This window comes from Oceanobacillus oncorhynchi (assembly GCF_000821065.1).
GTDB classification, from domain to species: domain Bacteria; phylum Bacillota; class Bacilli; order Bacillales; family Amphibacillaceae; genus Oceanobacillus; species Oceanobacillus oncorhynchi.
The window spans coordinates 4,300,083-4,325,926 of record NZ_CDGG01000001.1 but is presented as its reverse complement, the minus strand read 5'-3'; the positions used below and the strand labels follow the sequence as shown (position 1 = coordinate 4,325,926).

Sequence of the window (25,844 nt, the reverse complement as noted above, 5' to 3'; positions counted from 1 at the left end):
GTCTAGCTCTCTGCAGCCTTTGCAGGGAGCTTTTTTTTAGGAAGTTCAAAAAGTCACTAAATGATAAATGAAGAGCCCTTTAGTTGACTTGCTTTATCCGATGGGGCTGCGGTTACCGATGTTGTCAGGTTAATGAATTTTATTAATTTTGATATAGATAGTAATAAAACCTATCTAGCGTAGTGTTTTTCCGCAGCGGTCGCGCTAACCTGACAACATTGCTGCGATTACTCGTCCCATCAAAACCCGTTAGCAACTTTTTGAACATATATATTTGTATAATGAAAATCAATTTTAAAGAATGACACCAAAGAGGGAGAGATGAATCGTGAAACATTTTATTTCGATGCAGCAGCTGTCGAAGGAAACGATGAATCAAATTCTGAAAGAAGCCGAATTGATAAGAAAATCACCAAGAACCATGAATAAACAGTTATTTGCTGCCAACCTGTTCTTTGAACCAAGTACAAGAACGAAAATGAGCTTTGAAGTTGCACAGAAAAAAATTGGTTTAGAGATGCTCGATTTTCATACCGAAGCTTCCAGCCTTGTCAAGGGAGAGTCCTTATATGACACAGCGAAAACCTTTGAAGCGATTGGTGCCAATGTGTTAGTCGTCCGTCATCCATCTGATAAGTGGATAGCTGAAATTGAGAAAGAAGGTTACTTGAGCATACCGGTTATCAACGCCGGCTCCGGAAAAGAAGAGCATCCTACTCAGTGCATGCTGGATTTACTGACAATGTACCAGGAATTTGGCCATGTTGAAGGCAGGAAGGTTGTTATCGCTGGCGATATCAAGCATAGCAGGGTAGCAAGGTCGAATGCGCTTGCTCTGGAGAAATTAGGAGCTGAAGTTTACTTGAGTGCAGCACCAGGGTTTGAAGATACCAGCTTACATTATCCATATATCCGAATGGATGAGGCAGTAGAAATAGCGGATGTCGTGATGCTGCTGCGAATTCAGCATGAGCGTCATATTCATAAAGCAGAAACTTCAGATTATCTCACCCTTTATGGTTTGACAATGGAAAGAGCTGCAAAAATGCAGAAGCATGCAATAATTATGCATCCCGCCCCAATCAACAGAGGGGTGGAAATTGACAGCAGGCTTGTAGAAAGTAAACAGTCACGTATTTTTAAACAGATGGAAAATGGTGTCTATGTCCGAATGGCAATTTTAATTCACGTATTAAAAGAATGGGGGATTATCAATGAAAACGAAATTAACGAACGCAAAACGCTTAACATCATCTAATGAATTGGTAAACTGTGAGGTGCTTATCGAAGACGGGAAAATCAAGAAGGTGGCCCCGGAAGTAACAGAGCAGGCGGATAACACAATTAATGCAAAGAGTAATCTTGTTGCTCCAGGATTTATCGATGTGCATGTGCATCTGCGTGAACCAGGCGGAGAGTATAAAGAAACCATTCGTACAGGAACAGAAGCAGCTGTCAAAGGAGGATACACTACTATTTGCGCAATGCCAAATACGAATCCGGTTCCGGATAGCCCGGAAACATTGGAGCAGCTGCTTCAAAAAATTAAAGAGGATGCTGTTATCCGTGTTCTTCCTTACGCTTCGATTACCAAAGGTTTAAAAGGTGAAGAACGTACAGATGTTAAGGCACTGTTTGAGCAGGGAGCTTTTGCCTTTACAGATGATGGGGTAGGAATTCAGACTGCCAATCAAATGCTTCAGGCCATGAAAGAAGCAGCTGCATGCGGTGCGGCAATTGTTGCTCATTGTGAAGATAATTCCCTGGTCTATGGCGGAGTAACCCATGATGGAGAAGTAAGCAAGCGTCTAAACCTTCCGGGGATTCCGTCTTTAAGTGAATCGGTACAAATTGCCAGAGATGTTCTGTTAGCTGAAGCTGCCGGCTGTCACTATCATGTTTGTCATGTCAGCACGAAGGAATCGGTTCGCGTCATTCGTGATGCGAAAAAAGCTGGTATTCATGTTACAGCGGAGGCATCTCCACACCATTTAATATTAAACGAAACTGATATTACTGAAAATGATGCAAATTTCAAAATGAATCCGCCGCTAAGAGGAAAGGATGACCAGGAAGCACTGATTGAAGGGCTTTTAGATGGCACACTGGATGCTATCGCCACAGACCATGCGCCGCATGGAGAGGAAGAAAAAGCAAATGGCTTTTTAGAAGCACCATTCGGAATTGTTGGATTAGAAACAGCTTTTCCATTGTTATACACTCATCTGGTACAAAAAAACGTACTAAATTTACATGAATTGATTGATAGAATGACGAAAAAGCCGGCGGATGTGTTCGGACTTCCTTATGGAACGTTGGAAGAAGGAGCGCCAGCAGATTTAACCATTATTGATTTAGGAAAAACAGCAAAAATCGATCGCTATCAATTTGCTTCTAAAGGGAAAAATACACCTTTCCACGGCTGGGAGGTAACAGGATTCCCTGTCCTGACAATGGTAGATGGCAAGGTCGTATTTGAGGAGGGCAACCATGCGTAAACGTAATTTAATTTTGGAAGATGGAACAGTTTTTGAAGGATACGGTTTTGGAAGCGAAGAAGTTTCCAAGGGAGAGATTGTTTTTAATACAGGAATGACTGGATATCAGGAAGTTATCACCGATCCAAGTTATTGCGGACAATTTGTAACGATGACGTACCCTCTCATTGGAAACTATGGAATCAATCGAGACGATTATGAAACAGTGACACCATTTATTCATGGTTTGATTGTGAAAGAATATAGTGAGCAGCCTTCCAATTTCCGGAATGAAGAGACCATCGACAGCTTCTTAAAGGCGAATAATATTCCCGGGATCGCCGGAATCGATACGAGAAAATTAACACGGATTATTCGCAAGTATGGAACGATGAAAGCAGCTATCCTTTCTGCGGAAGAAGATGTAGAAAAAGCAGTAGAAGAATTGAGAAATGCGGAATTTCCTAGAGACCAGGTAAAACAGACATCGACAAGTAAGCCTTACGTTGTTCCGGGCAGAGGAAGCCGTGTGGTACTGGTTGATTTTGGTGCAAAGCATGGTATTCTGCGGGAATTAACGAAACGGGATTGCCAAATTACGGTGGTTCCTTATAACTATCGTGCAGAGGACATTCTGCGTCTCCGTCCAGACGGCATCATGCTGACAAATGGACCAGGAGATCCAAAAGATGTACCGGAAGCGATTGAAATGATCAAAGAGATTCTTGGGCAGGTGCCGATATTTGGAATTTGTCTTGGACATCAGCTTCTGTCTTTAGCCTGCGGGGCAAATACAGAAAAGATGAAATTTGGACATCGCGGTGCGAATCATCCAGTGAAAGATTTAGAGAATGATAAAACGTACCTTACTTCTCAGAATCATAGTTACGCAGTAAATCCAGATTCCCTTGAAAATACGGGACTTGAACTGACACAAATCGCCATCAATGATGAAACCGTAGAGGGAGTTAGACATACGAAGTATCCGGCATTCTCGGTACAGTACCACCCGGAAGCATCTCCAGGACCAGAGGATACCAATTATCTTTTTGATGAATTTTTAAAAATCATGAAACAGCAAGGGAAGAAGCAGGAGGTTCATATTCATGCCTAAACGTACAGATATTCAAAAAATTCTCGTGATTGGATCTGGCCCGATTGTCATTGGACAAGCGGCCGAATTCGACTATTCTGGAACTCAGGCTTGTCAAGCATTGAGAGAAGAAGGTTATGAGGTTATTTTAGCCAACTCCAATCCGGCAACGATTATGACAGATAACACAGTTGCAGATAAAGTATATATGGAACCTTTAACAGAAGAATTCTTAACAAAAATTATTCGTAAAGAGCATCCCGATGCTATTTTGCCGACATTAGGCGGACAAACAGGCTTAAACCTTGCTATGGAGCTTGTCCGTAAAGGGGTATTGGAAGATCATAAAGTACAGCTTCTGGGAACCGCACCGGAATCGATTCAGCAGGCCGAGGATAGAGAGCTGTTCCGTACCCTGATGAATGAGTTGAATGAGCCAGTGCCGGAAAGTGAAATTGTACATACCGTGGAGGAGGCTGTTAATTTCGCCAATACCATCGGCTATCCACTCATTGTGCGCCCGGCATATACGCTTGGCGGTACCGGCGGAGGAATGTGCTACAGCGAGGAAGAGCTGAAGGAAATCACACATAACGGACTGGTGCTTTCTCCAGTAAACCAGTGCCTGATTGAACGAAATATTGCAGGGTTTAAAGAAATAGAGTATGAAGTGATGCGTGACCATAAGGACCAGGCAATTGTGGTTTGTAACATGGAAAATATCGACCCGGTGGGAATCCATACAGGGGATTCGATTGTTGTGGCTCCGTCACAAACCTTAAGTGACCGGGAATATCATATGCTGCGTAATGCTTCCTTGAAAATTATTCGTGCCTTAGAAATTGAAGGCGGCTGTAATGTCCAGCTGGCGCTTGATCCATACAGCTTCCAATACTACATTATTGAAGTGAATCCGCGTGTCAGCCGTTCATCCGCGCTGGCTTCCAAGGCAACAGGTTATCCGATTGCAAAAATTGCGGCGAAAATCGCGGTTGGCTACACATTGGATGAAATTATTAACCCAATTACTGGTAAAACGTATTCAATGTTTGAACCGGCATTAGACTATGTGGTTACCAAATTCCCGCGTTTTCCATTTGATAAATTTACATCAGGAGACCGTCGTTTAGGAACGCAGATGAAGGCGACTGGTGAAGTAATGGCAATTGGCCGTAATTTGGAAGAATCCTTACTAAAAGGTGTGCGTTCTCTGGAAATGGGAACAGAAGAGCTTTACCTTGCAAAAGCAGAGGGCTTAGATGAAGAAACATTAGATAAACGCTTGAAGCGTGCAGATGATGAACGTATTTTTCTCTTGGCAGAAGCATTGCGGCGAGGCTATTCGGTCGATAAAATCTTTGACATGACCAAGATTGACCGATTCTTCTTAAACAGCTTAAATAAAATTATTGAAACAGAGAAAGCCTTGATTGAAAATAAGAACGATATGGCAGTGTTAAAAGCAGCAAAAGAGCTGGGCATTGCAGATGAGCAGGTTTCCAGACTCTGGGATGTTCCGCTGGATGACGTATATGCGTTAAGAAAAGAAAATAATCTCTTCCCGGTTTATAAAATGGTAGATACCTGTGCGGCAGAATTTGAGTCGGAAACACCTTATTTCTATAGCTCGTATGAAACGGAAAATGAATCGGAAGTAACAGAACGTAAGAAAATCCTCGTGCTTGGTTCCGGACCAATCCGCATCGGACAAGGGATTGAGTTTGATTATGCGACCGTGCATTCGGTATTTGCGATTAAAGAGCTGGGCTATGAAGCAATTATTATGAATAATAATCCGGAAACCGTATCTACTGATTTTACGATTTCCGATAAACTTTACTTTGAGCCGCTTACGCTGGAAGATGTTATGCATGTGATTGAACTGGAAAAACCAGAAGGCGTGATTGTGCAGTTTGGCGGTCAAACTGCGATTAATCTGGCAGATGGACTGGAACGCCGCGGAGTGAAAATTCTAGGTACCGGCCTGGAAGCAATTGATCGTGCAGAGGATCGCGATAAATTTGAAGTATTATTAGATGAGCTTGACTTACTTCGTCCGCAAGGAAAGGCAGTACCAAGGTTAGATAAGGCAATTGAAACAGCAAATGAAATTGGCTATCCGGTACTTGTACGCCCTTCTTATGTTATTGGCGGCAGCCGTATGGAAATTGTATACAGTGAAAAAGAGCTGGAAAATTATTTAGCGAAATCAGATGGTGTGGATTCTGCACATCCGATTTTAATCGATAAATATTTAACAGGAATGGAAGCAGAAGTAGATGCCATCAGTGATGGAGAAACAACGATTGTTCCTGGAATCATGGAGCATATCGAACGCGCTGGAGTCCACTCTGGTGACTCGATGGCTGTATATCCTCCGCAGCGTTTAAGTGAAGCTGTAAAAGAAAAATGTCTGGATGCAGCAGTGAAGATTTCAAGCGCATTGAACGTAAAAGGACTAATCAATATCCAGTTTATTATCCGTGATGAAGATGTTTATGTGCTTGAAGTAAATCCAAGAGCCAGCAGAACAATTCCATTTCTAAGCAAGATTACTGGCGTAACGATGGCAAATATTGCTACGAAATGTATCTTAGGTGAGAAATTAGCCGATATGGGCTATGAAACTGGTATTTTACCTGAACAGAACCTTGTTTCTGTCAAAATTCCAGTATTCTCTTTTGAAAAATTACGCAGTGTGGATACCATTCTTGGACCAGAAATGAAATCTACCGGTGAGGCAATCGGTTATGATAAAACATTAGAAAAAGCATTGTATAAAGGACTTATTGCTTCCGGATTAAAAGTGCCGCAAGAAGGCGGCGTATTATTGACCGTTGCCGATAAGGACAAGGCAGAAATGCTGGAAGTAGCAGAACGGTTCCACCAGCTTGGGTTTGTCCTCTATGCAACACAAGGGACAGCATCCTTTATTCAGGAAGAAGGCGATATTCCTGTTGTTCAAGTAGGTAAAGTAGGGGTAGATGAGCCGAATGTATTATCCATCATTGAAGAAGGAAAAGTCCAATTTGTTATCAATACACTTAATTCTGGGCAAAAACCAAGGTCGGATGGTTTCTTAATCCGCCGTGAAGCAGTAGAGCATGGCATTGCAAGTCTGACAAGCTTAGACACGGTGAATGCGATTATCAATGTCATTGACTCCACAACATTTACAGCACAATCCATCAGCCAGCAAAAGGTGAAGCAATGATGAAGAAAAGACATGAAATGGAAGTAATCGCTGTTGATACAATCGCCAAAGAAACAATTGAAATGACATTGTATCAGCCGGAAATCAGTCAGCAAACTGTGCCGGGACAATTCCTGCATTTGCTTGTCCCCGGTTTTACATTAAGAAGGCCTATCTCAATTGCCAAGGTCAATTCAGAGGAAGGCACCGTCACCATTTTGTTTAAAGTCGTCGGCGGCGGCACAAAAGCGTTAGCAGCTTATCAGCCGGGAATGACAGTCGATGCACTTGGTCCAAATGGAAATGGTTTTCAGGTAGACGATGTACAAGAAGGAGAACGTATTCTGTTAGTAGGTGGAGGAATTGGGGTTCCTCCCATCTACCATCTCGCCAAGCGCTTAAGTGAAAAGAATGTGGAGCTTGTTGCTGTATTAGGATTTCAATCCAAGGATTATGTCTTTTACGAAGAAGCATTCCAGAAAATAGCGGAAACGTATGTAGTTACTAATGATGGCTCCTATGGACATCAAGGGTTTGTCACACATGTATTTTCTGAAGTGGGCGCATTTGATCAATATTTCAGCTGCGGACCGCTGCCGATGCTCCGCGCTGTGACCACAGAATTAAAAGATGCGGCAGGAAAAGTATCTCTGGAAGAGCGGATGGGCTGCGGCGTCGGAGCATGTATGGCCTGTGTACTGCCAACGGTGGATAACAGCTATAAGAAGATTTGCAGTGACGGCCCCGTATTTTCTGCGCAGGAGGTTATTTTATGAACCTAGAGGTGAAATTGCCTGGACTAACATTAAAAAATCCGATTATGCCGGCATCAGGCTGCTTTGGATTTGGAAAAGAGTACAGTGAATTCTACGATTTAAGCCGGTTAGGCGCTGTTATTATGAAGGCGGCAACGCAATTTGAACGCTTTGGAAATCCGACGCCGCGTGTTGCAGAAACTTCTTCAGGCATGTTAAATGCCATTGGTCTGCAAAATCCGGGAGTAGAGCGGATTATTGCCAATGAAGTTCCCAGACTTGCTGCATATGATACATCTATTATCGCAAACGTTGCTGGAAGCTCATTAGAGGAATATGTTTTTGTAGCCAGTGCATTTAATCAGACTAAGGATGTGCATGCATTAGAATTAAATATCTCCTGTCCCAATGTAAAAGAGGGCGGTATTCAATTTGGCACAGACCCGGAAATGGCTAAACGCGTTACATCCGCAGTGAAAGAGGCGAGTAATCTTCCTGTGTATGTGAAGCTGTCCCCGAATGTGACCAATATTGTCGAAATGGCAAAAGCCGTAGAAGAAGCCGGTGCGGATGGACTTTCCATGATAAATACATTAACGGGCATGAAGCTGCATTTGCCGACTGGGAAACCGCTGATTGCCAATCAGACTGGCGGATTATCCGGTCCGGCTATTAAGCCGATTGCAATCCGGATGATTTACGAAGTGCGGCAGCAGGTGTCTATTCCGATTATCGGCATGGGAGGCATTTCTACTGCAGAGGATGTGCTGGAATTCCTGCAGGCTGGTGCAGATGCAGTAGCAGTTGGTACAGCAAACTTCCAAAATCCATTTGCGTGTGTAGATATCATCGATGCACTTCCAGAAACACTAATGAACTATCAATATACTTCTGTGCAGGATGTAATTGATAGAAGGGGCGTGCAGGTATGAGCGTCTTTGTCGCATTAGATTTTCCAACATGGACCGAAACGGAACGGTTTTTAAAGGATAATGATCTTGCAGGTGTCCCTGTAAAAGTCGGAATGGAGCTTTTTTATCGAGAAGGACCGGCAATCATTGAAAAATTGAAAGCAGATAACCACCCTATTTTCTTAGATTTAAAGCTTCACGATATTCCAAATACGGTTCATCAGGCAATGAAAAATATTGCTTCTTTGAACGTAGATATGGTAACAACGCATGCGATTGGCGGAAAAGAGATGATTTATCAGGCGAAGCAGGGGCTGGCAGGTTCATCTACCAAGCTGATGGCAGTGACGATTCTTACTTCGATGGATGATAATGTTTTAGAGCGGGAGCTTGGTTTATCAGGCGATGTAGAAGAGAATGTTATCCGTTTTGCAGCACTCGCAAAAGAAGCAGGAGCAGATGGAGTGGTCAGCTCCGTTCATGAGGTGCCAGTAATCAAAAAGCATTGCGGTGACGACTTCTTGTCCATTACTCCGGGCATCCGTTTAGCAGATTCTTCCCAGGATGATCAGAAACGAATAGCGACGCCTGAGAAAGCGAAAGAGCTGGGCAGTGATTTCCTGGTTGTCGGCAGAAGCATTACCAAAGCAGAAAATCCAAGAAAAGCATATGAACAAGTGATGAAGGAGTGGCAGCATGGAGAATAATATAACCAAAGATTTATTAGCAATTGAAGCCGTACAATTAAATGCAGATAACTATTTCACATGGACATCTGGACTTAAATCACCTATCTATTGTGATAACCGTTTAACGATGAGCTATCCTGCCGTCCGCAAAAAAATTGTTCAAGCATTTGCAGATATGGTGAAAAATAGTGATACCAAACCGGAAGTTATTGCCGGCTGTGCAACAGCAGGTATCCCGCATGCAGCCTGGCTGGCAGAAGAGCTTGATTTACCAATGGTATATGTACGTTCGAAGCCAAAAGGACATGGAAAAGGCAACCAGATTGAAGGGGCATCGGTAGAAGGGAAAAAGGTACTTGTGATTGAAGACCTGATCTCCACTGGCGGGTCATCCATTCAATCTGCCGAGGCGTTAAAACAAGATGGCGCTGAAATTACAGCAGTATATTCCATTTTCACATATGGACTTCCAAGAGCGCAAAAAGCGTTTGAAGAAGCAGGCTTCTCTTATGAATCGATAACCGGTTTTGATCAGCTGTTAGAATTACTTATTGAAGAAAATAAGCTTACAGAGAAAGAAAAAGAGACAGTACTTGCTTGGAGAAGCGAGTTATAAGAATAAGAAAGAAGGATGTGACTCGTAAAAGAGGGCACATCCTTTCTTATTTTTATTTTTCCCACATACTTATCCATTCATCAATGGAAAAGGAGAGAATGGTATTTTCATCTTTTTGTAAACGTATCGCTTCTTGCAGCTTTTCATCGGCTGTTTCGATAAAACGAGTAACCTGCTGGCGTACTTCCTCCGAATCTACAGTACGGTCAAGCCAGTCTTGGAAATGAAGCTTTTTTATCCGTATATCCTCCTGCAGTAACGTAAATGGATGTTTAGAAAATAGTTTTTTCCATTCGGAGATTTTTTTGGCACGTTCATGACTGGGATCACGCATGGCTTCCAGCTGATTTAAAAATTGATCAGCTGCATCCTCCTCTGGAGCTACATTATCAACAAATAAACATTTTCCGCCAGGCTTCAACACACGATATACTTCTTGAATAAACTTCTCAGGTCGTGGAAAATGATGGGCCGCGATACGGCAGGTGATGATATCCATAGAGTCATCCAGAAAGGGAAGTTCCTCTGCATCAGCAATAATCAGCAGGATGTTATCGTTTTCATTTATGCTATTTCTCACACCTGTCAGCATGGATGGAGTTAAATCGGTTGCGATAACTTGTTTGGCGAAGGGAGCTAACGTTTTTGCGACCTGACCTCCTCCTATTGCTATATCTAAAATGATTTGGTCAGTGGATGGCTTTAACCATTCCGTGATTTTTTGTAAAGCGGCGGGGTTGCTATGTGTACGGCTGTTGACATAAGCATCCTTCCTTTTTGTGAATAATTCTTTGTTCTGCAATTTTTTATCCATTTAACACCGTTCCTTTCTTAATTTTCAGTAGAAAGTAAATTTCATGAGCAATTCATGCTGGAAAGTCTTCTTAAACTGATGTTATATGATATACTTGGATAAGTAAAATACTATATTATAATCAAAAATGATAACCTGTACTTATCGGAGGTTTTTGCTATGCGGATGGATGATTATGAAATCCTTTTAAAACTCTATGAAATTGGCACGATAAGGGGAACAGCAAAAGCGATTCTCATTTCCCAGCCAGCGGTTACCCAGCGTTTGAAATACATGGAGAACTATTTTGGAGAAGAGATATTTATACGAACATCAAAACGTTTATTACCCACACCTGCTGGAGAACAAATTATTCAGCATGCCAAAGAAACGGTGGAAAAGGAACGGCAATTTAAAAATCGTTTAGCAGAGACGGGCGAAGCGATACAAGGTACGCTGTCGATTGCCTGTTCTTCGTTGATCAGCCAGCGTTACTTGCCGGACATTTTAGGGGAATACACTGCTGCCTACCCCAAGGTAACGATTGATTTAGTAACAGGCATCAGTGAAAATATCAAACAAAATCATAAGCAATATCATGTATGCATTATTCGCGGGGAAAAATTAAAAGAAACGACCTCGGTCCATTTGTTTGATGATCCGCTCTATATTTTTGATACAGAACCATTTCCGGAGCAAGCTTTAAAAGAAAGACCTATTATTTCCTTTAAGAGTGATGACAGCATGCATGAGCTTGTCGACAGCTGGTTGTTTGAACAGCAGAATTACATTAAACCGCAAAAAAAGATGACCGTGGATCAAATCGAAACGTGTAAACAGTTTATGAAGCAGGGAATTGGCATGGCCGTGTTGCCCGGCAGTGTCTCAAATCATCTGAAGGAGCACTATCCGTATATTCCTTTATTTTTAGAGAAAAAGGCAGTAACCCGAGATACATGGGTCTGCTTCCAGGAAGGGATCCGCCAGCTCCCGCAGGTCGATCATTTTCTTCGGCTGCTGGAAAATTATGATTTTGTCGCAGTGTAACTGGCTGGGCCTGCGATTACTCGTCCCATCGAAAGGCTTTTGTAAGACTCCCGCTTCAAGAATAGGGAGAAATCGAACATTCTAAGTAGGAGATCTAACAGCCAACGGCCCGATTGGTTCAACTAACATTCAGTGGGGTAGAAAAGGCCTCCCACTGAATGAAGTTTCACTTTATCGCAGATTAAAATAAAGTATCTTTAGAAAAAAGGTTTAAAGAAAATGAATAAAGGAAATAGTACCATTAGATTAAATGATAAAGGAGCAGTGATTTCAATGAGTAATATTATTTTCAGTTCAAAAGCAACCGCACAAAACGGCAGAGACGGACATGTAAAATCAGATGATGGGATTATCGATGTTAACTTAGTTAATCCAGCCGGAAATAAATCAGATGAAAAAGGCTCCAACCCGGAACAGCTCTTTGCTGCTGGTTACGCAGCTTGCTATGATGGGGCACTTAATTTAATGGCATCCAATCAGGGAAAAAATATTACGTCAGAAACAACAGCAGAAGTTCATTTTATGAAAGACCCTGCTGACGACGGCTTTAAAATCGGCGCAACTCTGCATATCAAAATAGAAGGCGTTGATCAGAAAGAAGCGGAAGAACTGGCAGAAGCTGCGCATCAATTTTGCCCTTATTCGAAAGCAACGAGAGGTAATATTGATGTTGAACTGAAACCGACCGCAGTTTAAAAATCTATGTATAAAAAAATTCCAGCCGATAAAGGCTGGATTTTTTTATACATAGATTACTGATTTTTCATCCCCTGCTGCAAGGAAACCATTTCCTCTCCAAACGCTTGAAGCCTTTCCAAAACACGTTCATCAATAATTTCATCACTGTCCATATTAAAAGCACTATTATGGACAAACACATTCCCGGTTGGAACTAAGCCTTTAAAATAAGACAGAATCGATCTTAGATGATATTCCATGACAAGAAAATGCCGGTCTGACCATCCAGTAGCAACCATTCCCGTTACTTTATGTTTAAAAGTGTATTCCGGTAAGTGGTCAAACAGATTTTTTAACGCTCCAGAAATCGATGCTTGATAAATTGGAGTCCCAAACACAAGGAAATCAGCGGAAGCAATTTTTTGAACTACATCCCAGGTATCTTCATTATAGTCTGCCAAGGGAGCACCGTTAAAAAAGTCGATTTCATAATCCCTTAAGTCCACTAATTCCGTTTTTATGGATGAATCGAAACGGCGAGCGTGGACTAGAATCTGATTAACAACAATTGATGTTTTATCTCCTGCAAGTGCACCTGATATTCCAACAAGTTTCATATATTTTAACCTCTTTTCCAGATGATTTTAATTAATAATTATAGTATGAGTTTATCATTTAGAAGGGGAAGGCTCTAATTTAATGATTGGTTTAGGTGATAAATCCGGATGATATTTTATTCATAAAAATTTGGTGTATCACGTCAGAGAAATGATACACCAGATTTTTATTTTACTTTCAGTTGATCTACCATCTCTTTTTTCGGTGTCACAAACAGTGTTTTTTGATTATCATACGTCACGTACCCGGGTTTCGAGCCATTCGGCTTTTTAACATGACGAATCAACGTGTAGTCTACCGGTACAGAAGAAGATTGCTGGGATTTACTGTAATAAGCAGCTAAAACAGCAGCCTCCTCTAATGTCTTTTCACTTGGCTCTCTGTCCCGGATGATTACGTGTGAACCGGGAATGTCCTTCGTATGGAGCCAGATATCATCACGGTGTGCCAGCCGCATCGTGGCGTATTCATTCTGTTTGTTATTTTTCCCGACTAATATCGTTGTGCCGTCAGAAGACTGGTAGGTTTCAGGTTTTGGCTTCTGCGGTTTTTTCGTCTTTTTCGAAGCACGCTGTTTTCGCAAATATCCTTCTTCCCGGAGTTCCTCGCGAATTTCTTCAATATCATCGGTACTTGCTACATCCAACTGCTGCAATAACTGATCGAAATAAACGATTTCTTCGTTCGTACGTTTGATTTCTGTTTCCATCATCTTACGGGAATTCTTCAGCTTCTGATAGGTTTTGAAATAATTCTGTGCATTGCCGCTTGGTGATTTATTCGGGTTTAGCGGAATAGTGATTTCTTTTTGATCCGGATCATAATAATCTACAACGGAGATTTCTTTTTGATTCGGCTTGACTAAATGCATATGCGCCGTTAAAAGCTCACCCATTTTTTGGTAGTGATCTGCCCGTTCAGATTTTTCTACCGTCTGCCGATGTTTTTTCAGCTTGCGGACGTTTTTATCCTGTTCATTTTTAATAAAGCGATAGAGGTCTTTTGCCTGCTGCTTGACCCGGTCCCGCTCGGCTTTGCCGGAGTAAAAGGCATCGAGCATTGTATTGACCTCTTCAAATACTGTATCTGCTTTTTCTTCTGGAAAAGACAGTACATGAAAATCTTCTTTTGGCTCCTGATAGATAGCAGGCTGATAATCATTTTCCTGTAATTGCTTCTGAACAAGGGAAAGCATATTCTCAAAATCCTGATTCGTGCCAAGGTGGACACGCTCGATCATTTTTTTCGTCACAAATAGGGAAAAGCCTTCTAATAACCCAAGCAGCTGTTTATCCATTTTGCCAGCATTGAAATCTAATTTTTTCACAATGGAATCACTGTCGGTATCTAAAATGGAAAGCTTATGCTGGTCAGGCGGCAGCTGATACTGCTGCCCCGGCAAAATCATCCGGTGCCGGTTTTGGGAGAGAGAAACATGCTTCAGGCTGTCAATAATATGCCTCTTTTCCTGGTCGACTAAAATAAAGTTACTATGCTTGCCCATGAGTTCGATAATTAATTGTTTATAACTGATATCTCCTATTTCATTACGAGTCCGGATAGTAAATGTAACGATCCGCTCCATTCCTTTTTGTTCGATCTGTTCAATTACACTTCCGGTCAGATGCTTCCGCAGCACCATACAAAACATAGGAGGTTCTTTCGGATTGGTATAGGAATCGTTCGTAATATGAAAACGGGCATAGGTGGGATGGACAGAAAAAAGCAGGCTGTGGTTTACAGACTGGCTGCGGACTGTCATCACAATCTCTGTTTCCGATGGCTGATAGATTTTATTGATTTTTCCTCTTTCTAATTTCGTTCTTAATTCTTCTGTAACCGCTCTTGTTACAATACCGTCGAATGGCATAAGTAATCACCTCATCGGCAATTATAGCATCTTTTTAGATGTTGAGGCATAGAAATGGATTAAGTGCTTGTACAATTTATGTCTGCCGGAGGAATGTATAATGAAATGGTATCAGCTTACAACCGAAAAATTAGAAGAGACATTACAAGTAAAATCGAATGTCGGGTTAGGAGAGAAGCAGGTTGCGAAAAGACGTCAGCAATATGGCGAGAATGTTCTAGCAGCGAAGAAAAAAATACCTGGATGGATTTTGTTTTTAAAGCAATTTCAGGATTTTATGGTATTAGTTTTATTAGCTGCCACGTTGATAGCCGGATTATTAGGGGAGTATATTGATGCGATTGCGATCATGGTGATTGTATTAATTAATGGAATCATTGGTTATTTTCAAGAGCAGAAAGCAGAAAATTCACTAGAAAAACTGAAAGAATTATCTGCGCCGATAGCCAGTGTCAGACGAGATGGACAGTGGGTCAAGATTCCATCCAAAGACATTGTGGTAGGAGATATTGTCCGGTTTACAAGCGGGGACAGGGTTCCAGCAGATGTAAGAGTGATTAAAACAACCAGCCTGGAAACCGAGGAGTCTGCTTTGACAGGAGAATCCCTTCCTGTTGCGAAACATACCAAAGAAATTAGAATGGACGGATTAGAAGCCCAGGATCAAGTGAATATGGCTTTTATGGGGACATTAGTTACACGGGGATCAGGTGAAGGAATTGTTGTCGGTACAGGAATGAAAACAGTCATGGGACAGATTGCCACGTTGTTGGATAATACCAAGAAGACCATTACACCGCTTGAAATGAAATTGGCCGAGCTGGGGAAAATCCTGATTGTTGTCGCCTTATTCTTAACGATACTCGTGGTCGGGGCAGGGATATTCCAAGGGCACCCAATGTATGAAATGTTTTTAGCAGGAGTTTCCTTAGCGGTAGCTGCTATTCCTGAAGGACTGCCGGCGATTGTTACGGTTGCTTTATCACTTGGTGTCCAGCGGATGATTAAAAAGAAAGCCATTGTAAGAAAGCTTTCAGCGGTAGAGACACTAGGATGTGCCTCTGTTATTTGTTCGGATAAGACAGGCACCATGACAGAAAATCAAATGACAGTGAAGGAAGTATATATAAATGGAAAAACATTATATGTTACCGGGGACGGATACCAGACACAGGGAGATTTTTTATCTAATCAGAAGAAGGTAGAGGATTCTCATTCTAATTTAAAATCGATGCTGCTATATGGCATGCTGTGTAATCATGCCTCCATTTCTACAAAAAAAGGAAAGAATGTAGTGGATGGCGATCCGACAGATGGTGCGTTACTTGTTGCAGCATATAAATTTGGTTTTCATGAAAATGATAAACAGCCTTTTCGGATTATCAAAGAAATACCATTCGATTCCGATCGAAAGCGGATGAGTGTCGTAATAGAAGATGATAATGGCATGCGTTTATTGATTACAAAAGGTGCACCGGACATGCTGCTGCCGAGGTCATCCCATATTCAAACAAAGGATGGAAAGACTATTTTAACAAAGGAACAGAGTAAACAGACAGAACAAGCAATGGTAGGGATGGCAGAAAAAGCACTCCGAACGATTGCGATAGGTTTTCGGGTATTATCCCCTTCCGATTCATTAGATACAGCATTGCTGGAAGAGGATTTGACCTTGATTGGCCTGTATGGGCTGATGGATCCTCCTAGAAAAGAAGTAAAAGCAGCCGTTCGCGAATGTAAAGAAGCCGGAATCAAAACGGTGATGATAACAGGGGACCATGCGCATACGGCAAGAGCAATTGCAAACCATTTAGAAATTCTTCCAGAGAGCGGGAAAGTATTGGAAGGAAAAGAATTAACACAGATGTCAGACGCTGAATTAGTGGATACGATTGAAGATACGTATGTTTTTGCACGTGTCACGCCAGAGCATAAACTTCGAATCGTCAACGCCTTTCAAGAAAAAGGACATATTGTTGCAATGACAGGAGATGGTGTCAACGATGCACCAGCGATGAAAGCAAGTGATATAGGCATTGCGATGGGAATAAGTGGAACAGATGTCACAAAAGAAGCATCATCGCTCGTGTTAATGGATGATAACTTTGCAACCATTAAATCGGCAATTCAGGAAGGCAGAAATATTTATGAAAATATTCGTAAGTTTATCCGCTATCTGCTGGCTTCCAATGTAGGAGAAATTTTAGTGATGCTCTTTGCTATGCTGCTTGGACTGCCGCTCCCGCTTGTGCCTGTGCAAATACTATGGGTGAACTTAGTGACAGATGGACTGCCGGCCATGGCATTAGGTGTGGATCAGGCGGAAGGAGACGTCATGAAGCGGGGACCCCGGAATCCACGTGAAGGCATTTTCTCCCGAGGGCTCGGTTACAAGATTATCAGCAGGGGAATTTTGATTGGGGTTGTCACCTTAATTGCATTTATTGTTGCTTACCAGAATGACCCAAGCAATTTAGTCTATGCGCAGACTATTGCTTTCTCAACTCTGGTGGTAGCACAATTAATTCATGTATTTGACTGCCGCAGCGAAAAATCTATTTTTGCAAGAAATTTGTTTGAAAACAGATACCTGATTTTAGCTGTACTGTCGTCCATGCTGCTGCTCTTAGTTGTTATTTACTTCCCGCCGATTCAGCCGATTTTCCATACCGTCAGCTTGTCTGTGGTTGACTGGTGCCTGATTGTCGGATTGGGAGCATTACCGACCGTATTATTTGGATTTACTAAAAGATAAGACAGGAAACAGCTATCCCATTTATTATGATAAGGCGGATAGCTGTTTTCATTATTTAAAATGTGTATTACAATATTTGCAGGCACTTATATAAAACGGATAAACCAAGCAATTCAAAGCCTGTAAATCTCACTCTATTTTCCTATTTCTTGGTTTTGCTCTTGTAACAAAAAAGTTTATAGTATAAAATTCAATAAAGATACAGTATAATGGTACTATTATAGATAGAAAAGAAATGGCAGGGGGAAAAATTTTGAATCTAAGTTTAATAAATATTGGCTTTGGTAATGTTGTTTCCGCAAACCGCATTATTTCTATCGTGTCTCCGGAATCAGCACCAGTAAAACGAATTATTACGGTCGCCAGAGATAATAATAAGTTAGTGGACGCTACCTATGGCAGACGTACCAGAGCTGTTATCATTACGGATAGCGATCATGTTGTATTATCTGCAGTGCAGCCTGAAACAGTAGGACAACGGCTTGTGACAAACGATGAAATTGCAGACGAATAACGAAGCTGGAAATTAGGAGGAAATGGTTTGATTAAAGAGAAAGGCATTTTATTTATTTTATCTGGTCCATCAGGAGTAGGAAAAGGTACAGTTCGTAAAAAATTATTTGAGGAAGAGTTAGATCTTCAATATTCTATTTCCATGACAACCAGAGACAGAAGAACCGGGGAAGTCGATGGTGTCGATTATTTTTATAAATCCCGTGAAGAATTTGAAAAGCTGGTGAAAGAAGGCGAGCTTTTAGAATATGCCCAGTATGTAAATAATTATTATGGGACTCCGAGAAAATATGTAGAGGAAACAATTGAAAAAGGACTTGATGTTTTTCTTGAGATAGAAGTGCAGGGAGCAATGCAAGTGAAGAAAAATTTCCCTCAAGGTGTATTTATCTTCCTATTCCCTCCTAGTTTAGAAGAGTTGAAAAATCGTATCGTTAATCGTGGTACAGAATCACAGGAACTTGTTTTAAACCGTTTGAAGGAAGCTCGCAATGAAATAGAAATGATGGATGCCTATGATTATGTTGTCGTCAATGATCAGGTAGAAACAGCAGTTGATAAAGTAAAAGCAATTATCAAAAGTGAGCATTTAAAGCGGGAAAGAATCGCAAAACAATATAAGCAAATTTTGGAGGATGAGTTATCATGATGTTAGAACCTTCTATTGATTCACTGCAAACGAGAATTAAATCAAAATACAGTTTAGTCACTTTATCGGCCAGAAGAGCGAGAGAACTGAGCGAAACAAATGAAGTTTTAGTAGACCGTCCCAAATCGCATAAATTTGTCGGGAAAGCATTAGAAGAAATTGAGGCTGGAAAGCTTTATATTAAAAAATAAATGTAAATTACAGAACAATAAAGACCTTTGCACAGCGAATAATTCTTCATACAAGAATTGTTCGGGGTGCAGAGGTTTTTCTATTTGCAGCGGAGTTGTTTTAAATTTTGCCCGGCCTCTTTTCCAAGCCTTCATTCGGCAGAGAAAGCCTATTATATGTTATAACTATGTATAGAGAAGATAAAAAAATGTTGAAATATGTTTTTAAATGTAAATGCTTATTTAGCATACGAATACGTGAAGAAAAATCATAGAGAGGATGTTTTCCATGCTCCATCAGAAAAAAATACTTTTAGGTGTTTCAGGCGGTATTGCTGTCTATAAGGTAAGTGCGCTTGCAAGTAAGCTGACACAGCTTGGTGCGGAAGTGAAGGTTATCATGACAGAAAGTGCGACGGAATTTGTTACACCGTTAACCTTCCAGGCATTAACAAGAAATCCAGTGTATACAGATACCTTTGATGAAAAAAATCCAAAGAAAATAGCGCATATTGATTTGGCGGACTGGGCGGATATCGCCATTATTGCTCCGGCAACAGCGAATATTATTGCAAAGATGGCCCATGGGCAGGCAGATGATATGCTCTCCACCACCATGCTGGCAACGCAGGCTGAGGTATATATTGCTCCGGCAATGAATGTGCATATGTATGATCATCCGGCTGTTATCCAAAACATGAAACAGCTTGAAAAGTGGGGGTACCATTTTATCGAGCCGGGTGATGGTTATTTAGCCTGCGGTTATGTCGGAAAAGGCCGTCTGGAAGAACCCCAGGAAATTATTTCTGTGTTGGAACGTCATCAGCAGAGAACACTCGATATGCAGGGGAAAAAGGTGCTTGTCTCTGCCGGACCGACAAAGGAAATGATTGATCCGGTACGTTTCTTCACCAACCGTTCCTCCGGAAAAATGGGTTTTGCTTTAGCTGAAGCAGCTGCAGAACGGGGCGCAGATGTTACGTTAGTTGCGGGACCTGTGTCGATAGAGGCGCAGCATCCATCGATAAAACGAATCGATGTTGTTTCTGCCAAGGAAATGTATGATGCGATGAACGAGCAGTTTGCTGATAAAGATATTGTCATCAAATCAGCTGCGGTAGCCGATTACCGTCCCAAAGAGGTACAAACATCTAAGATGAAGAAAAAAGAAGGCGATGATGTAATAACTCTGGAACGGACAGAGGATATACTAAAAAAACTTGGAGAAAGAAAAGAAAATCAATTTTTAGTCGGATTTGCTGCAGAAACAGACACCCCTATTGAATATGGACTGGGAAAACGGAAGAAGAAAAATTTAGATGCTATTGTTGTCAATGATGTCAGCCGTGAGGGAGCAGGATTTGAAGGAGATACAAATATTGTTTCCTACATTAATAAGGCGGAATCGGTCATTGAATTGAAGCAGGCCACCAAAAAACAGATAGCAGTCCAGCTCTTAGATTGTATTTTACAAGATATGAAGGATGATTCCATTTGAAGATTGCCAGTGTCATCGTTGATGTGCCGACAAGTGCAACGAATCAAACATACGACTATTTAGTTCCAGAAAAATATCATGAAATCATTACTCCCGGTATGCGCGTCACTGTGCCATTTGGACCGCGGAAGATTATGGGGTTTGTTGTCCAATTAAAGAAGGAAACACATTTATCAAAAGTAAAAGAACTGCATGAGGTGTTAGATATAACACCTGTTTTAACAGAGGAACTGCTCCAGCTGGGGAAATCAGTCGCCAAAAAAACACTTAGCTTATATATTACCGTATTTCAAACGATGCTGCCCCAGGTATTAAAATCCCAGTACACGAAGGATTTGGTACGGGAGACAGACGAATTTCTCAGCCCGGAATTAGAGGATTTGTTTGCAGGCAGAGAATCCATTTCATTTGAAGAATTCACAGCTTCTTCTATCAGCTATTATCAATTACAAAAACAAATAGAAGCTGGAAATATTACGATTTACTATCATGTGAAGTCAAGAATTACGAAAAAACAGCTGACCATGGTGCAATTGGATGTATCAGAAATGCGTGCCATGGAGGCGTTAGAGGATTTATCCAAGCAGGCAAAAAAACAAAAAGAGCTGATTCAATTCTTTATTGAGTATCCGGAGCCGATCGAACAGGCGAAATTAATTCAAACTTTAGGCACCTCTGCTCAGACTGTGAAAACGTTGGTATCCAAAGGGATTGTAAAGACATTTCAGCAGGAAGTATTCCGTGATCCTTATAAGAATCAGCCAATTGAACAGACAGAAGCATTCGAACTTACGGAAGAACAGGCGGAGGCCATCAAACCGGTGATGGCCTCTATTGAGAATCAAGAGGATAATATATTTCTATTACATGGTGTTACCGGAAGCGGTAAAACAGAAATTTATCTGCAATCAATCCAGCATGTGATTTCAAAAGGACAGGAGGCGATTGTTCTTGTTCCGGAAATTTCGTTAACGCCGCAGATGGTCCGCCGCTTTAAAGGCCGATTCGGATCCAGTGTAGCAGTTATGCATAGCGGTCTTTCTGCCGGAGAAAAGTATGACGAGTGGAGAAAAATTCAGCAAAAGCAGGTGCAAGTGGTTGTCGGTGCCCGCTCTGCGATATTTGCTCCTTTTTCAAATATTGGTATTATTATTATTGATGAAGAGCATGAAACAACCTACAAACAGGAAGACCAGCCAAGGTATCACGCCCGGGACGTTGCGATAGAAAGAGCGGTCAGTCATCGCTGTCCGGTTGTGCTTGGCAGTGCAACGCCTTCGTTAGAAAGCTATGCCAGAGCTAAAAAAGGTGTCTACAAACTGTTAACACTTGCCAGCCGTACGAATCAGCAGCAAATGCCAAGTGTTGAGATTGTCGATATGCGCAAAGAACTGCATGCCGGCAACCGGACCATGTTTTCTACGTCGCTGATGGAAAATATGAAGGCTTGTATGGAGCGTGGAGAACAGATTGTACTGCTCTTAAATCGCAGAGGATATTCGACGTTTGTGATGTGCCGCGATTGCGGCCATGTATCCGAATGTCCACATTGTGATATTGCATTAACTTATCATAAGAACTCACATCGGCTTAAATGTCATTATTGTTCCTACGAACAGGCGGTTCCAGCACATTGTCCATCCTGTGAAAGTGATTCTATCCGCTACTTTGGAACAGGTACCCAGCGGGTGGAAGAGTCCCTGGCGAAGCTTCTGCCGGAAGCTCGCGTGATTCGGATGGACGTGGACACAACGAGACGCAAGGGTTCTCATGGAAAATTATTAAAACAGTTTTCAGAGAAGAAAGCAGATATTTTACTAGGGACACAGATGATTGCCAAAGGCTTGGATTTTAAAGATGTGACATTGGTCGGAGTGTTATCAGCAGACTCGATGCTGCATCTTCCTGATTTCCGTGCCTCCGAGCGTACTTTTCAATTATTGACGCAAGTAAGCGGTAGAGCAGGCAGACATGAGCTCACGGGTAATGTAATTGTGCAGACCTATACGCCGGAGCATTATAGTGTGACATATGCTGCCGGCCACAATTTTTTAGATTTTTATCAGCATGAAATGGCTGTCCGAAAAGCATTTCAATATCCGCCGTTTGTTTTCCTTGTATTAGTCACCGTATCGCATGAAAATCATGCCCGGGCCGTACAGGTTACGGGGGAGATTGTAAAGCAGCTGAGTGAGATTGTGTCACCTGGAACAACTATTTTAGGCCCGACACCTTCCACTATTGCACGGATAAAAGATAGATATCGGTATCAGTGCATGATAAAATACAAGCATGAACCTGACTTAATAAACTATTTAGAACAAATTCAATCGGCATATGCTGATGAGATACGGAAGCAGACGCTGCAGTTGTTCATCGATATGCAGCCGTATTATATGATGTGAGGAGGTTCAAAAAGTCCAATAAAAATGACATGGAAAAAAAGGAACTTCTACTAAGAACGTCCACGTCCTGTGGACAACGCAGAAGTCACCATATCCTGTGAAAGCTCGTTAGCTTGCATTTCCGTTGGGGCTGCGATTACTCGCCCCATTAAAAGAGTTGCTCACGTATTTATAAGCATACGTTCCGCTACTCAATGCTGCGCTGCCTCGATCTTCTCGGTCCTTTTTATCGAACTTTTTGAACATAATTTAATCTATATAAATTGAAGTAAGAAATTACACTTTATTTTTTTTATAAAAATGACGAAATAATGATTGAAAACAGTAACTAGCGGAAGAAAAACACGGAGACTCCTGTGGGAAAGCGCGGAGGGAAGACCCCGCAGAAAAAAAGCGAACTTCTTTTTTTCGAGGAGGCTGAGCTCAAGCCCACGGAAAGCGTAGTGTTTTTCTGTAGCGGTAGCTATTAATTTCAATTTATATAACTGGAAGGAAATGAGGGAATAAATTTGAAACGAATCGTTTTTATGGGGACACCAGACTTTGCTGTCCCTGTTTTACAAAAAATTATCGAAAATAACTATGAAGTTGTGCTTGTTGTAACCCAGCCGGACCGGCCGAAAGGAAGAAAAAAAGTTATTACCCCGACTCCGGTCAAAGAAGAAGCCTTAAAACATGGCATAGAGGTATTTCAGCCTGAAAAGCTAAAGAATGACTTTCAAGCGCTGGCAGATGCAAAGCCGGACCTGATTATAACGGCAGCCTACGGGCAAATCCTGCCTAAGGAGGTGCTGGATATAGCACCATTTGGAGCAATAAACGTACATGCTTCCCTGCTTCCGGAACTGCGCGGCGGTGCGCCGATTCATTATTCCATTATACAAGGGAAGCAGAAGACAGGAGTAACCATCATGTATATGGCGGAAAAACTGGACGCGGGAGATATCCTGACGCAGGTAGAAGTAGAGATAGAAAACACCGATCATGTCGGAACATTGCATGATAAGCTGGCAGAAGCTGGCTCAGACTTGCTTATTCAAACCCTGCCTGATTTATTTGCTTCTAAAATAACACCTCAGAAGCAGGACGAAGCATTAGCAACCTTCGCATCAAACATTAAACGGGAACAAGAAAAGATTGACTGGAATAAACCCGCCGCAGAGATTTATAATCAAATAAGAGGGCTCCACCCTTGGCCTGTTGCATTTACTACCTATCAAGGCAAGGTAATGAAAATCTGGTGGGGAGAAGAAGCAGCAGAAAGCTCATCGTCCAAACCGGCGGGGGAAATTATCTCGAAGGACAGTTCTTCTTTTACAGTGCAGTGCGGACAGCAAACAAGTATAAAGATAACGGAGATTCAACCTGCCGGAAAGAAGCGCATGAACGTAAAAGATTATTTGCAGGCTTCTCAGGACAGGATTCAAATCGGCGTCATACTAGGAGAATAAAATAATTATGAAATATCAACTGAGACAAACCATGCTTGATGTTCTTATTCGGATTGAAAAAGATAAAGGATACAGCAATCTGCTGTTAAATCAGGAATTAAAGCAAAAAGGTTTAATTGAAAAAGATAAAAGATTACTTACAGAAGTAGTCTATGGCACTATACAAAATCAAATAACCATTGACTATTATCTAGCACCATTTATCAAAAATAAGAAAAAAATAGATGTATGGGTGAAACAGCTGTTAAGAATGTCTGTATACCAGATGGTGTATTTAGAAAAAATTCCGGATCATGCTGTGCTTCACGAATCCGTTGAAATTGCTAAGATACGCGGTCATAAGGGGATTGCTTCTTTCGTGAACGGAATATTGCGCAGTATGCAGCGGGACGGTCTGCCGGACCTATCCTTGATAAAGGATCCTGTGGAACGAATCTCAGTGGAGACAAGCCATCCGCTCTGGCTTGTTGAAAGATGGATAGAAATGTATGGCAAAGAACGAACCGAAGCAATGTGCCATGAAAATTTAAAGCATTTCCCTATGTCTATCCGGATTCAGCCTATGAAAACAAATCGTGAAACGGTTATAGAGCAGCTTGAAAGAGAAGGATTCATGGTATCAGCATCCCAATTTTCACCACAGGGTATTTTGATTGAAAAAGGAAATATCTTTAAAACAAATCTTTTGCAGGAGGGGTTCGTAACTATACAGGACCAAAGCTCCATGCTTGCGGCGGAGTCATTAAAATTAGAGCCAGGTATGAAAGTGTTGGATACATGCAGTGCGCCGGGGGGAAAGGTAACGCATATTGCAGAGAAAATGACAGATCAAGGAGATATTCACGCCTATGATCTGCATCAGAAAAAAGTGAAATTAATCGAAGAAAAAGCAGCTGTATTGAATTTACATTCGATATCTGCCCATCAAGGGGATGCCAGAAAACTGAATGAAAAGTATGAAGAAGCAAGCTTTGACCGGATTCTTATCGACGCTCCCTGTTCCGGCTTAGGCGTTATTAACGGCAAGCCTGAAATAAAATATGAAAAACAGGTGCAAGATATTGAACGTCTTGCAGCCATTCAGCTGGATATTGTCCAGGCTGCAGCAAAACTTTTAAAACCAGATGGGCTGCTTATTTACAGCACATGTACAGTTGACAAAGAAGAAAATAACCAAGTAATCCAGAAATTTTTAGAAAAAAATGATGGATTTAGTGTGGACCTCTCCTTTAGAGAGGACCTTTCCGAACAATTAAAACAAGCGCCAGGCTGGTCATCAGAAGGATTACAACTATTCCCCCAAGATTTTCAGACAGATGGATTTTTCCTGACAAGAATCAAACGGAATAGGTAAAGGATGTTTACTAGAGGAAAAAGTTTCATTTAACTTATAGAATGCATAGTTTTAATCTACGGAAGAATGTGCCATAATTATAAAGAAGTCTATACGGATATTTAAATAATGAAAAACGCATAATCCGGTTTTATCAAGGTGTTATTGACTGGGACTGCGATTACTCGTCCCACTGAAGGACTTTTGTAAGATTCCCGATTCGAGAAGAGAGAATCGAAAATTCTAAGCGGGACTTCAGCAGTAAGTAACAGTCTGATTAGTTTAATTATCATTTCGTGGAGGAGAAAAGCCCCGCGAAATGAAGTTTCA

The 25,844-nt window shown here is 41.5% G+C and carries 21 protein-coding genes; 18 read left to right on the top strand and 3 right to left on the bottom strand.

What is annotated here, in order from left to right; all coding sequences use genetic code 11:
- The first annotated feature begins 328 nt into the window (after window positions 1-328).
- From BN997_RS20730 to pyrE, 8 genes are read left to right on the top strand one after another with little or no spacing between them, the layout of a single operon-like run.
- A complete protein-coding gene (locus BN997_RS20730; RefSeq protein ID WP_042535152.1) occupies window positions 329-1,258 on the top strand; it encodes an aspartate carbamoyltransferase catalytic subunit in 930 nt (309 codons plus the stop codon).
- Window positions 1,215-2,498, top strand: a complete 1,284-nt coding sequence (locus BN997_RS20725; RefSeq protein WP_042535150.1) for a dihydroorotase — start codon at window positions 1,215-1,217, stop codon at window positions 2,496-2,498. The genes BN997_RS20730 and BN997_RS20725 overlap by 44 nt, the downstream gene beginning before the upstream one ends.
- Window positions 2,491-3,591 (top strand): carbamoyl phosphate synthase small subunit, encoded by a 1,101-nt coding sequence (locus BN997_RS20720; RefSeq protein ID WP_042535148.1) that lies wholly within the window; start codon window positions 2,491-2,493, stop codon window positions 3,589-3,591. The genes BN997_RS20725 and BN997_RS20720 overlap by 8 nt, the downstream gene beginning before the upstream one ends.
- The gene (carB, locus tag BN997_RS20715; RefSeq protein ID WP_042535146.1) at window positions 3,584-6,784 is read left to right on the top strand and encodes a carbamoyl-phosphate synthase large subunit; all 3,201 of its coding nucleotides are present in this window, start codon (window positions 3,584-3,586) and stop codon (window positions 6,782-6,784) included. Before BN997_RS20720 ends, carB begins: the two co-directional genes overlap by 8 nt.
- Entirely contained in the window at window positions 6,784-7,539 is a 756-nt protein-coding gene (locus tag BN997_RS20710; protein WP_042535145.1) for a dihydroorotate dehydrogenase electron transfer subunit, read from the top strand. Before carB ends, BN997_RS20710 begins: the two co-directional genes overlap by 1 nt.
- The gene (locus tag BN997_RS20705) at window positions 7,536-8,450 is read left to right on the top strand and encodes a dihydroorotate dehydrogenase (protein ID WP_042535144.1); all 915 of its coding nucleotides are present in this window, start codon (window positions 7,536-7,538) and stop codon (window positions 8,448-8,450) included. The genes BN997_RS20710 and BN997_RS20705 overlap by 4 nt, the downstream gene beginning before the upstream one ends.
- On the top strand, window positions 8,447-9,136 hold the full coding sequence (gene pyrF / locus BN997_RS20700; protein WP_042535143.1) for an orotidine-5'-phosphate decarboxylase: 690 nt from the start codon (window positions 8,447-8,449) through the stop codon (window positions 9,134-9,136). The genes BN997_RS20705 and pyrF overlap by 4 nt, the downstream gene beginning before the upstream one ends.
- Complete coding sequence (gene pyrE / locus BN997_RS20695; protein WP_042535141.1) at window positions 9,126-9,734, top strand: orotate phosphoribosyltransferase; 609 nt, start codon at window positions 9,126-9,128, stop codon at window positions 9,732-9,734. Before pyrF ends, pyrE begins: the two co-directional genes overlap by 11 nt.
- A 52-nt stretch (window positions 9,735-9,786) precedes the next feature.
- On the opposite strand, the gene BN997_RS20690 is transcribed toward pyrE, so the two are convergent.
- Window positions 9,787-10,548: a class I SAM-dependent methyltransferase gene (locus tag BN997_RS20690; protein ID WP_042535139.1), complete on the bottom strand. Its 762-nt coding sequence runs from the start codon at window positions 10,546-10,548 to the stop codon at window positions 9,787-9,789.
- A gap of 159 nt (window positions 10,549-10,707) precedes the next feature.
- Here BN997_RS20690 and BN997_RS20685 point away from each other — a divergent pair, with 159 nt between their 5' ends.
- Both BN997_RS20685 and BN997_RS20680 read left to right on the top strand, forming a co-directional pair.
- Window positions 10,708-11,574: a LysR family transcriptional regulator gene (locus tag BN997_RS20685; RefSeq protein ID WP_042535137.1), complete on the top strand. Its 867-nt coding sequence runs from the start codon at window positions 10,708-10,710 to the stop codon at window positions 11,572-11,574.
- Between the two features lie 273 nt (window positions 11,575-11,847).
- Window positions 11,848-12,270 (top strand): organic hydroperoxide resistance protein, encoded by a 423-nt coding sequence (locus BN997_RS20680; protein ID WP_042535135.1) that lies wholly within the window; start codon window positions 11,848-11,850, stop codon window positions 12,268-12,270.
- 56 nt (window positions 12,271-12,326) lie between these two features.
- On the opposite strand, the gene BN997_RS20675 is transcribed toward BN997_RS20680, so the two are convergent.
- Both BN997_RS20675 and BN997_RS20670 read right to left on the bottom strand, forming a co-directional pair.
- Complete coding sequence (locus BN997_RS20675; protein WP_042535133.1) at window positions 12,327-12,869, bottom strand: NADPH-dependent FMN reductase; 543 nt, start codon at window positions 12,867-12,869, stop codon at window positions 12,327-12,329.
- A gap of 167 nt (window positions 12,870-13,036) precedes the next feature.
- A complete protein-coding gene (locus BN997_RS20670) occupies window positions 13,037-14,740 on the bottom strand; it encodes an Rqc2 family fibronectin-binding protein (protein WP_042535130.1) in 1,704 nt (567 codons plus the stop codon).
- Between the two features lie 100 nt (window positions 14,741-14,840).
- Between BN997_RS20670 and BN997_RS20665 the strand changes: the two genes are divergently transcribed.
- From BN997_RS20665 to rsmB, 8 genes are all read left to right on the top strand, one after another.
- Window positions 14,841-17,495, top strand: coding sequence for a calcium-translocating P-type ATPase, SERCA-type (locus tag BN997_RS20665; RefSeq protein ID WP_042535128.1), 2,655 nt, complete (start codon window positions 14,841-14,843; stop codon window positions 17,493-17,495).
- Window positions 17,496-17,748: 253 nt separating this feature from the next.
- A complete protein-coding gene (gene remA / locus BN997_RS20660; protein WP_042535126.1) occupies window positions 17,749-18,009 on the top strand; it encodes an extracellular matrix/biofilm regulator RemA in 261 nt (86 codons plus the stop codon).
- Window positions 18,010-18,036: 27 nt separating this feature from the next.
- Window positions 18,037-18,657: a guanylate kinase gene (gmk, locus tag BN997_RS20655; protein WP_042535124.1), complete on the top strand. Its 621-nt coding sequence runs from the start codon at window positions 18,037-18,039 to the stop codon at window positions 18,655-18,657.
- Window positions 18,654-18,848, top strand: coding sequence for a DNA-directed RNA polymerase subunit omega (gene rpoZ, locus BN997_RS20650; protein ID WP_084613001.1), 195 nt, complete (start codon window positions 18,654-18,656; stop codon window positions 18,846-18,848). The genes gmk and rpoZ overlap by 4 nt, the downstream gene beginning before the upstream one ends.
- 268 nt (window positions 18,849-19,116) lie before the next feature.
- Window positions 19,117-20,325: a bifunctional phosphopantothenoylcysteine decarboxylase/phosphopantothenate--cysteine ligase CoaBC gene (gene coaBC / locus BN997_RS20645; RefSeq protein WP_042535122.1), complete on the top strand. Its 1,209-nt coding sequence runs from the start codon at window positions 19,117-19,119 to the stop codon at window positions 20,323-20,325.
- A complete protein-coding gene (priA, locus tag BN997_RS20640; protein WP_042535120.1) occupies window positions 20,322-22,730 on the top strand; it encodes a primosomal protein N' in 2,409 nt (802 codons plus the stop codon). Before coaBC ends, priA begins: the two co-directional genes overlap by 4 nt.
- A 509-nt stretch (window positions 22,731-23,239) precedes the next feature.
- Complete coding sequence (fmt, locus tag BN997_RS20635; RefSeq protein WP_175297071.1) at window positions 23,240-24,181, top strand: methionyl-tRNA formyltransferase; 942 nt, start codon at window positions 23,240-23,242, stop codon at window positions 24,179-24,181.
- A 7-nt stretch (window positions 24,182-24,188) separates the two neighbouring features.
- Window positions 24,189-25,535 carry a 16S rRNA (cytosine(967)-C(5))-methyltransferase RsmB gene (gene rsmB, locus BN997_RS20630; protein ID WP_042535118.1) on the top strand — a complete coding sequence of 449 codons (1,347 nt, stop codon included), beginning with the start codon at window positions 24,189-24,191 and terminating at the stop codon, window positions 25,533-25,535.
- Window positions 25,536-25,844: the final 309 nt, after the last annotated feature.

Coding starts and splice junctions, on each gene's coding strand:
- BN997_RS20725 (WP_042535150.1), top strand. CDS start 1,215: ATGAAAACGAAATTAACGAACGCAAAACGCTTAACATCATCTAATGAA.
- BN997_RS20720 (WP_042535148.1), top strand. CDS start 2,491: ATGCGTAAACGTAATTTAATTTTGGAAGATGGAACAGTTTTTGAAGGA.
- carB (WP_042535146.1), top strand. CDS start 3,584: ATGCCTAAACGTACAGATATTCAAAAAATTCTCGTGATTGGATCTGGC.
- BN997_RS20710 (WP_042535145.1), top strand. CDS start 6,784: ATGAAGAAAAGACATGAAATGGAAGTAATCGCTGTTGATACAATCGCC.
- BN997_RS20705 (WP_042535144.1), top strand. CDS start 7,536: ATGAACCTAGAGGTGAAATTGCCTGGACTAACATTAAAAAATCCGATT.
- pyrF (WP_042535143.1), top strand. CDS start 8,447: ATGAGCGTCTTTGTCGCATTAGATTTTCCAACATGGACCGAAACGGAA.
- pyrE (WP_042535141.1), top strand. CDS start 9,126: ATGGAGAATAATATAACCAAAGATTTATTAGCAATTGAAGCCGTACAA.
- BN997_RS20690 (WP_042535139.1), bottom strand. CDS start 10,548: ATGGATAAAAAATTGCAGAACAAAGAATTATTCACAAAAAGGAAGGAT.
- BN997_RS20685 (WP_042535137.1), top strand. CDS start 10,708: ATGCGGATGGATGATTATGAAATCCTTTTAAAACTCTATGAAATTGGC.
- BN997_RS20680 (WP_042535135.1), top strand. CDS start 11,848: ATGAGTAATATTATTTTCAGTTCAAAAGCAACCGCACAAAACGGCAGA.
- BN997_RS20675 (WP_042535133.1), bottom strand. CDS start 12,869: ATGAAACTTGTTGGAATATCAGGTGCACTTGCAGGAGATAAAACATCA.
- BN997_RS20670 (WP_042535130.1), bottom strand. CDS start 14,740: ATGCCATTCGACGGTATTGTAACAAGAGCGGTTACAGAAGAATTAAGA.
- BN997_RS20665 (WP_042535128.1), top strand. CDS start 14,841: ATGAAATGGTATCAGCTTACAACCGAAAAATTAGAAGAGACATTACAA.
- rpoZ (WP_084613001.1), top strand. CDS start 18,654: ATGATGTTAGAACCTTCTATTGATTCACTGCAAACGAGAATTAAATCA.
- coaBC (WP_042535122.1), top strand. CDS start 19,117: ATGCTCCATCAGAAAAAAATACTTTTAGGTGTTTCAGGCGGTATTGCT.
- rsmB (WP_042535118.1), top strand. CDS start 24,189: ATGAAATATCAACTGAGACAAACCATGCTTGATGTTCTTATTCGGATT.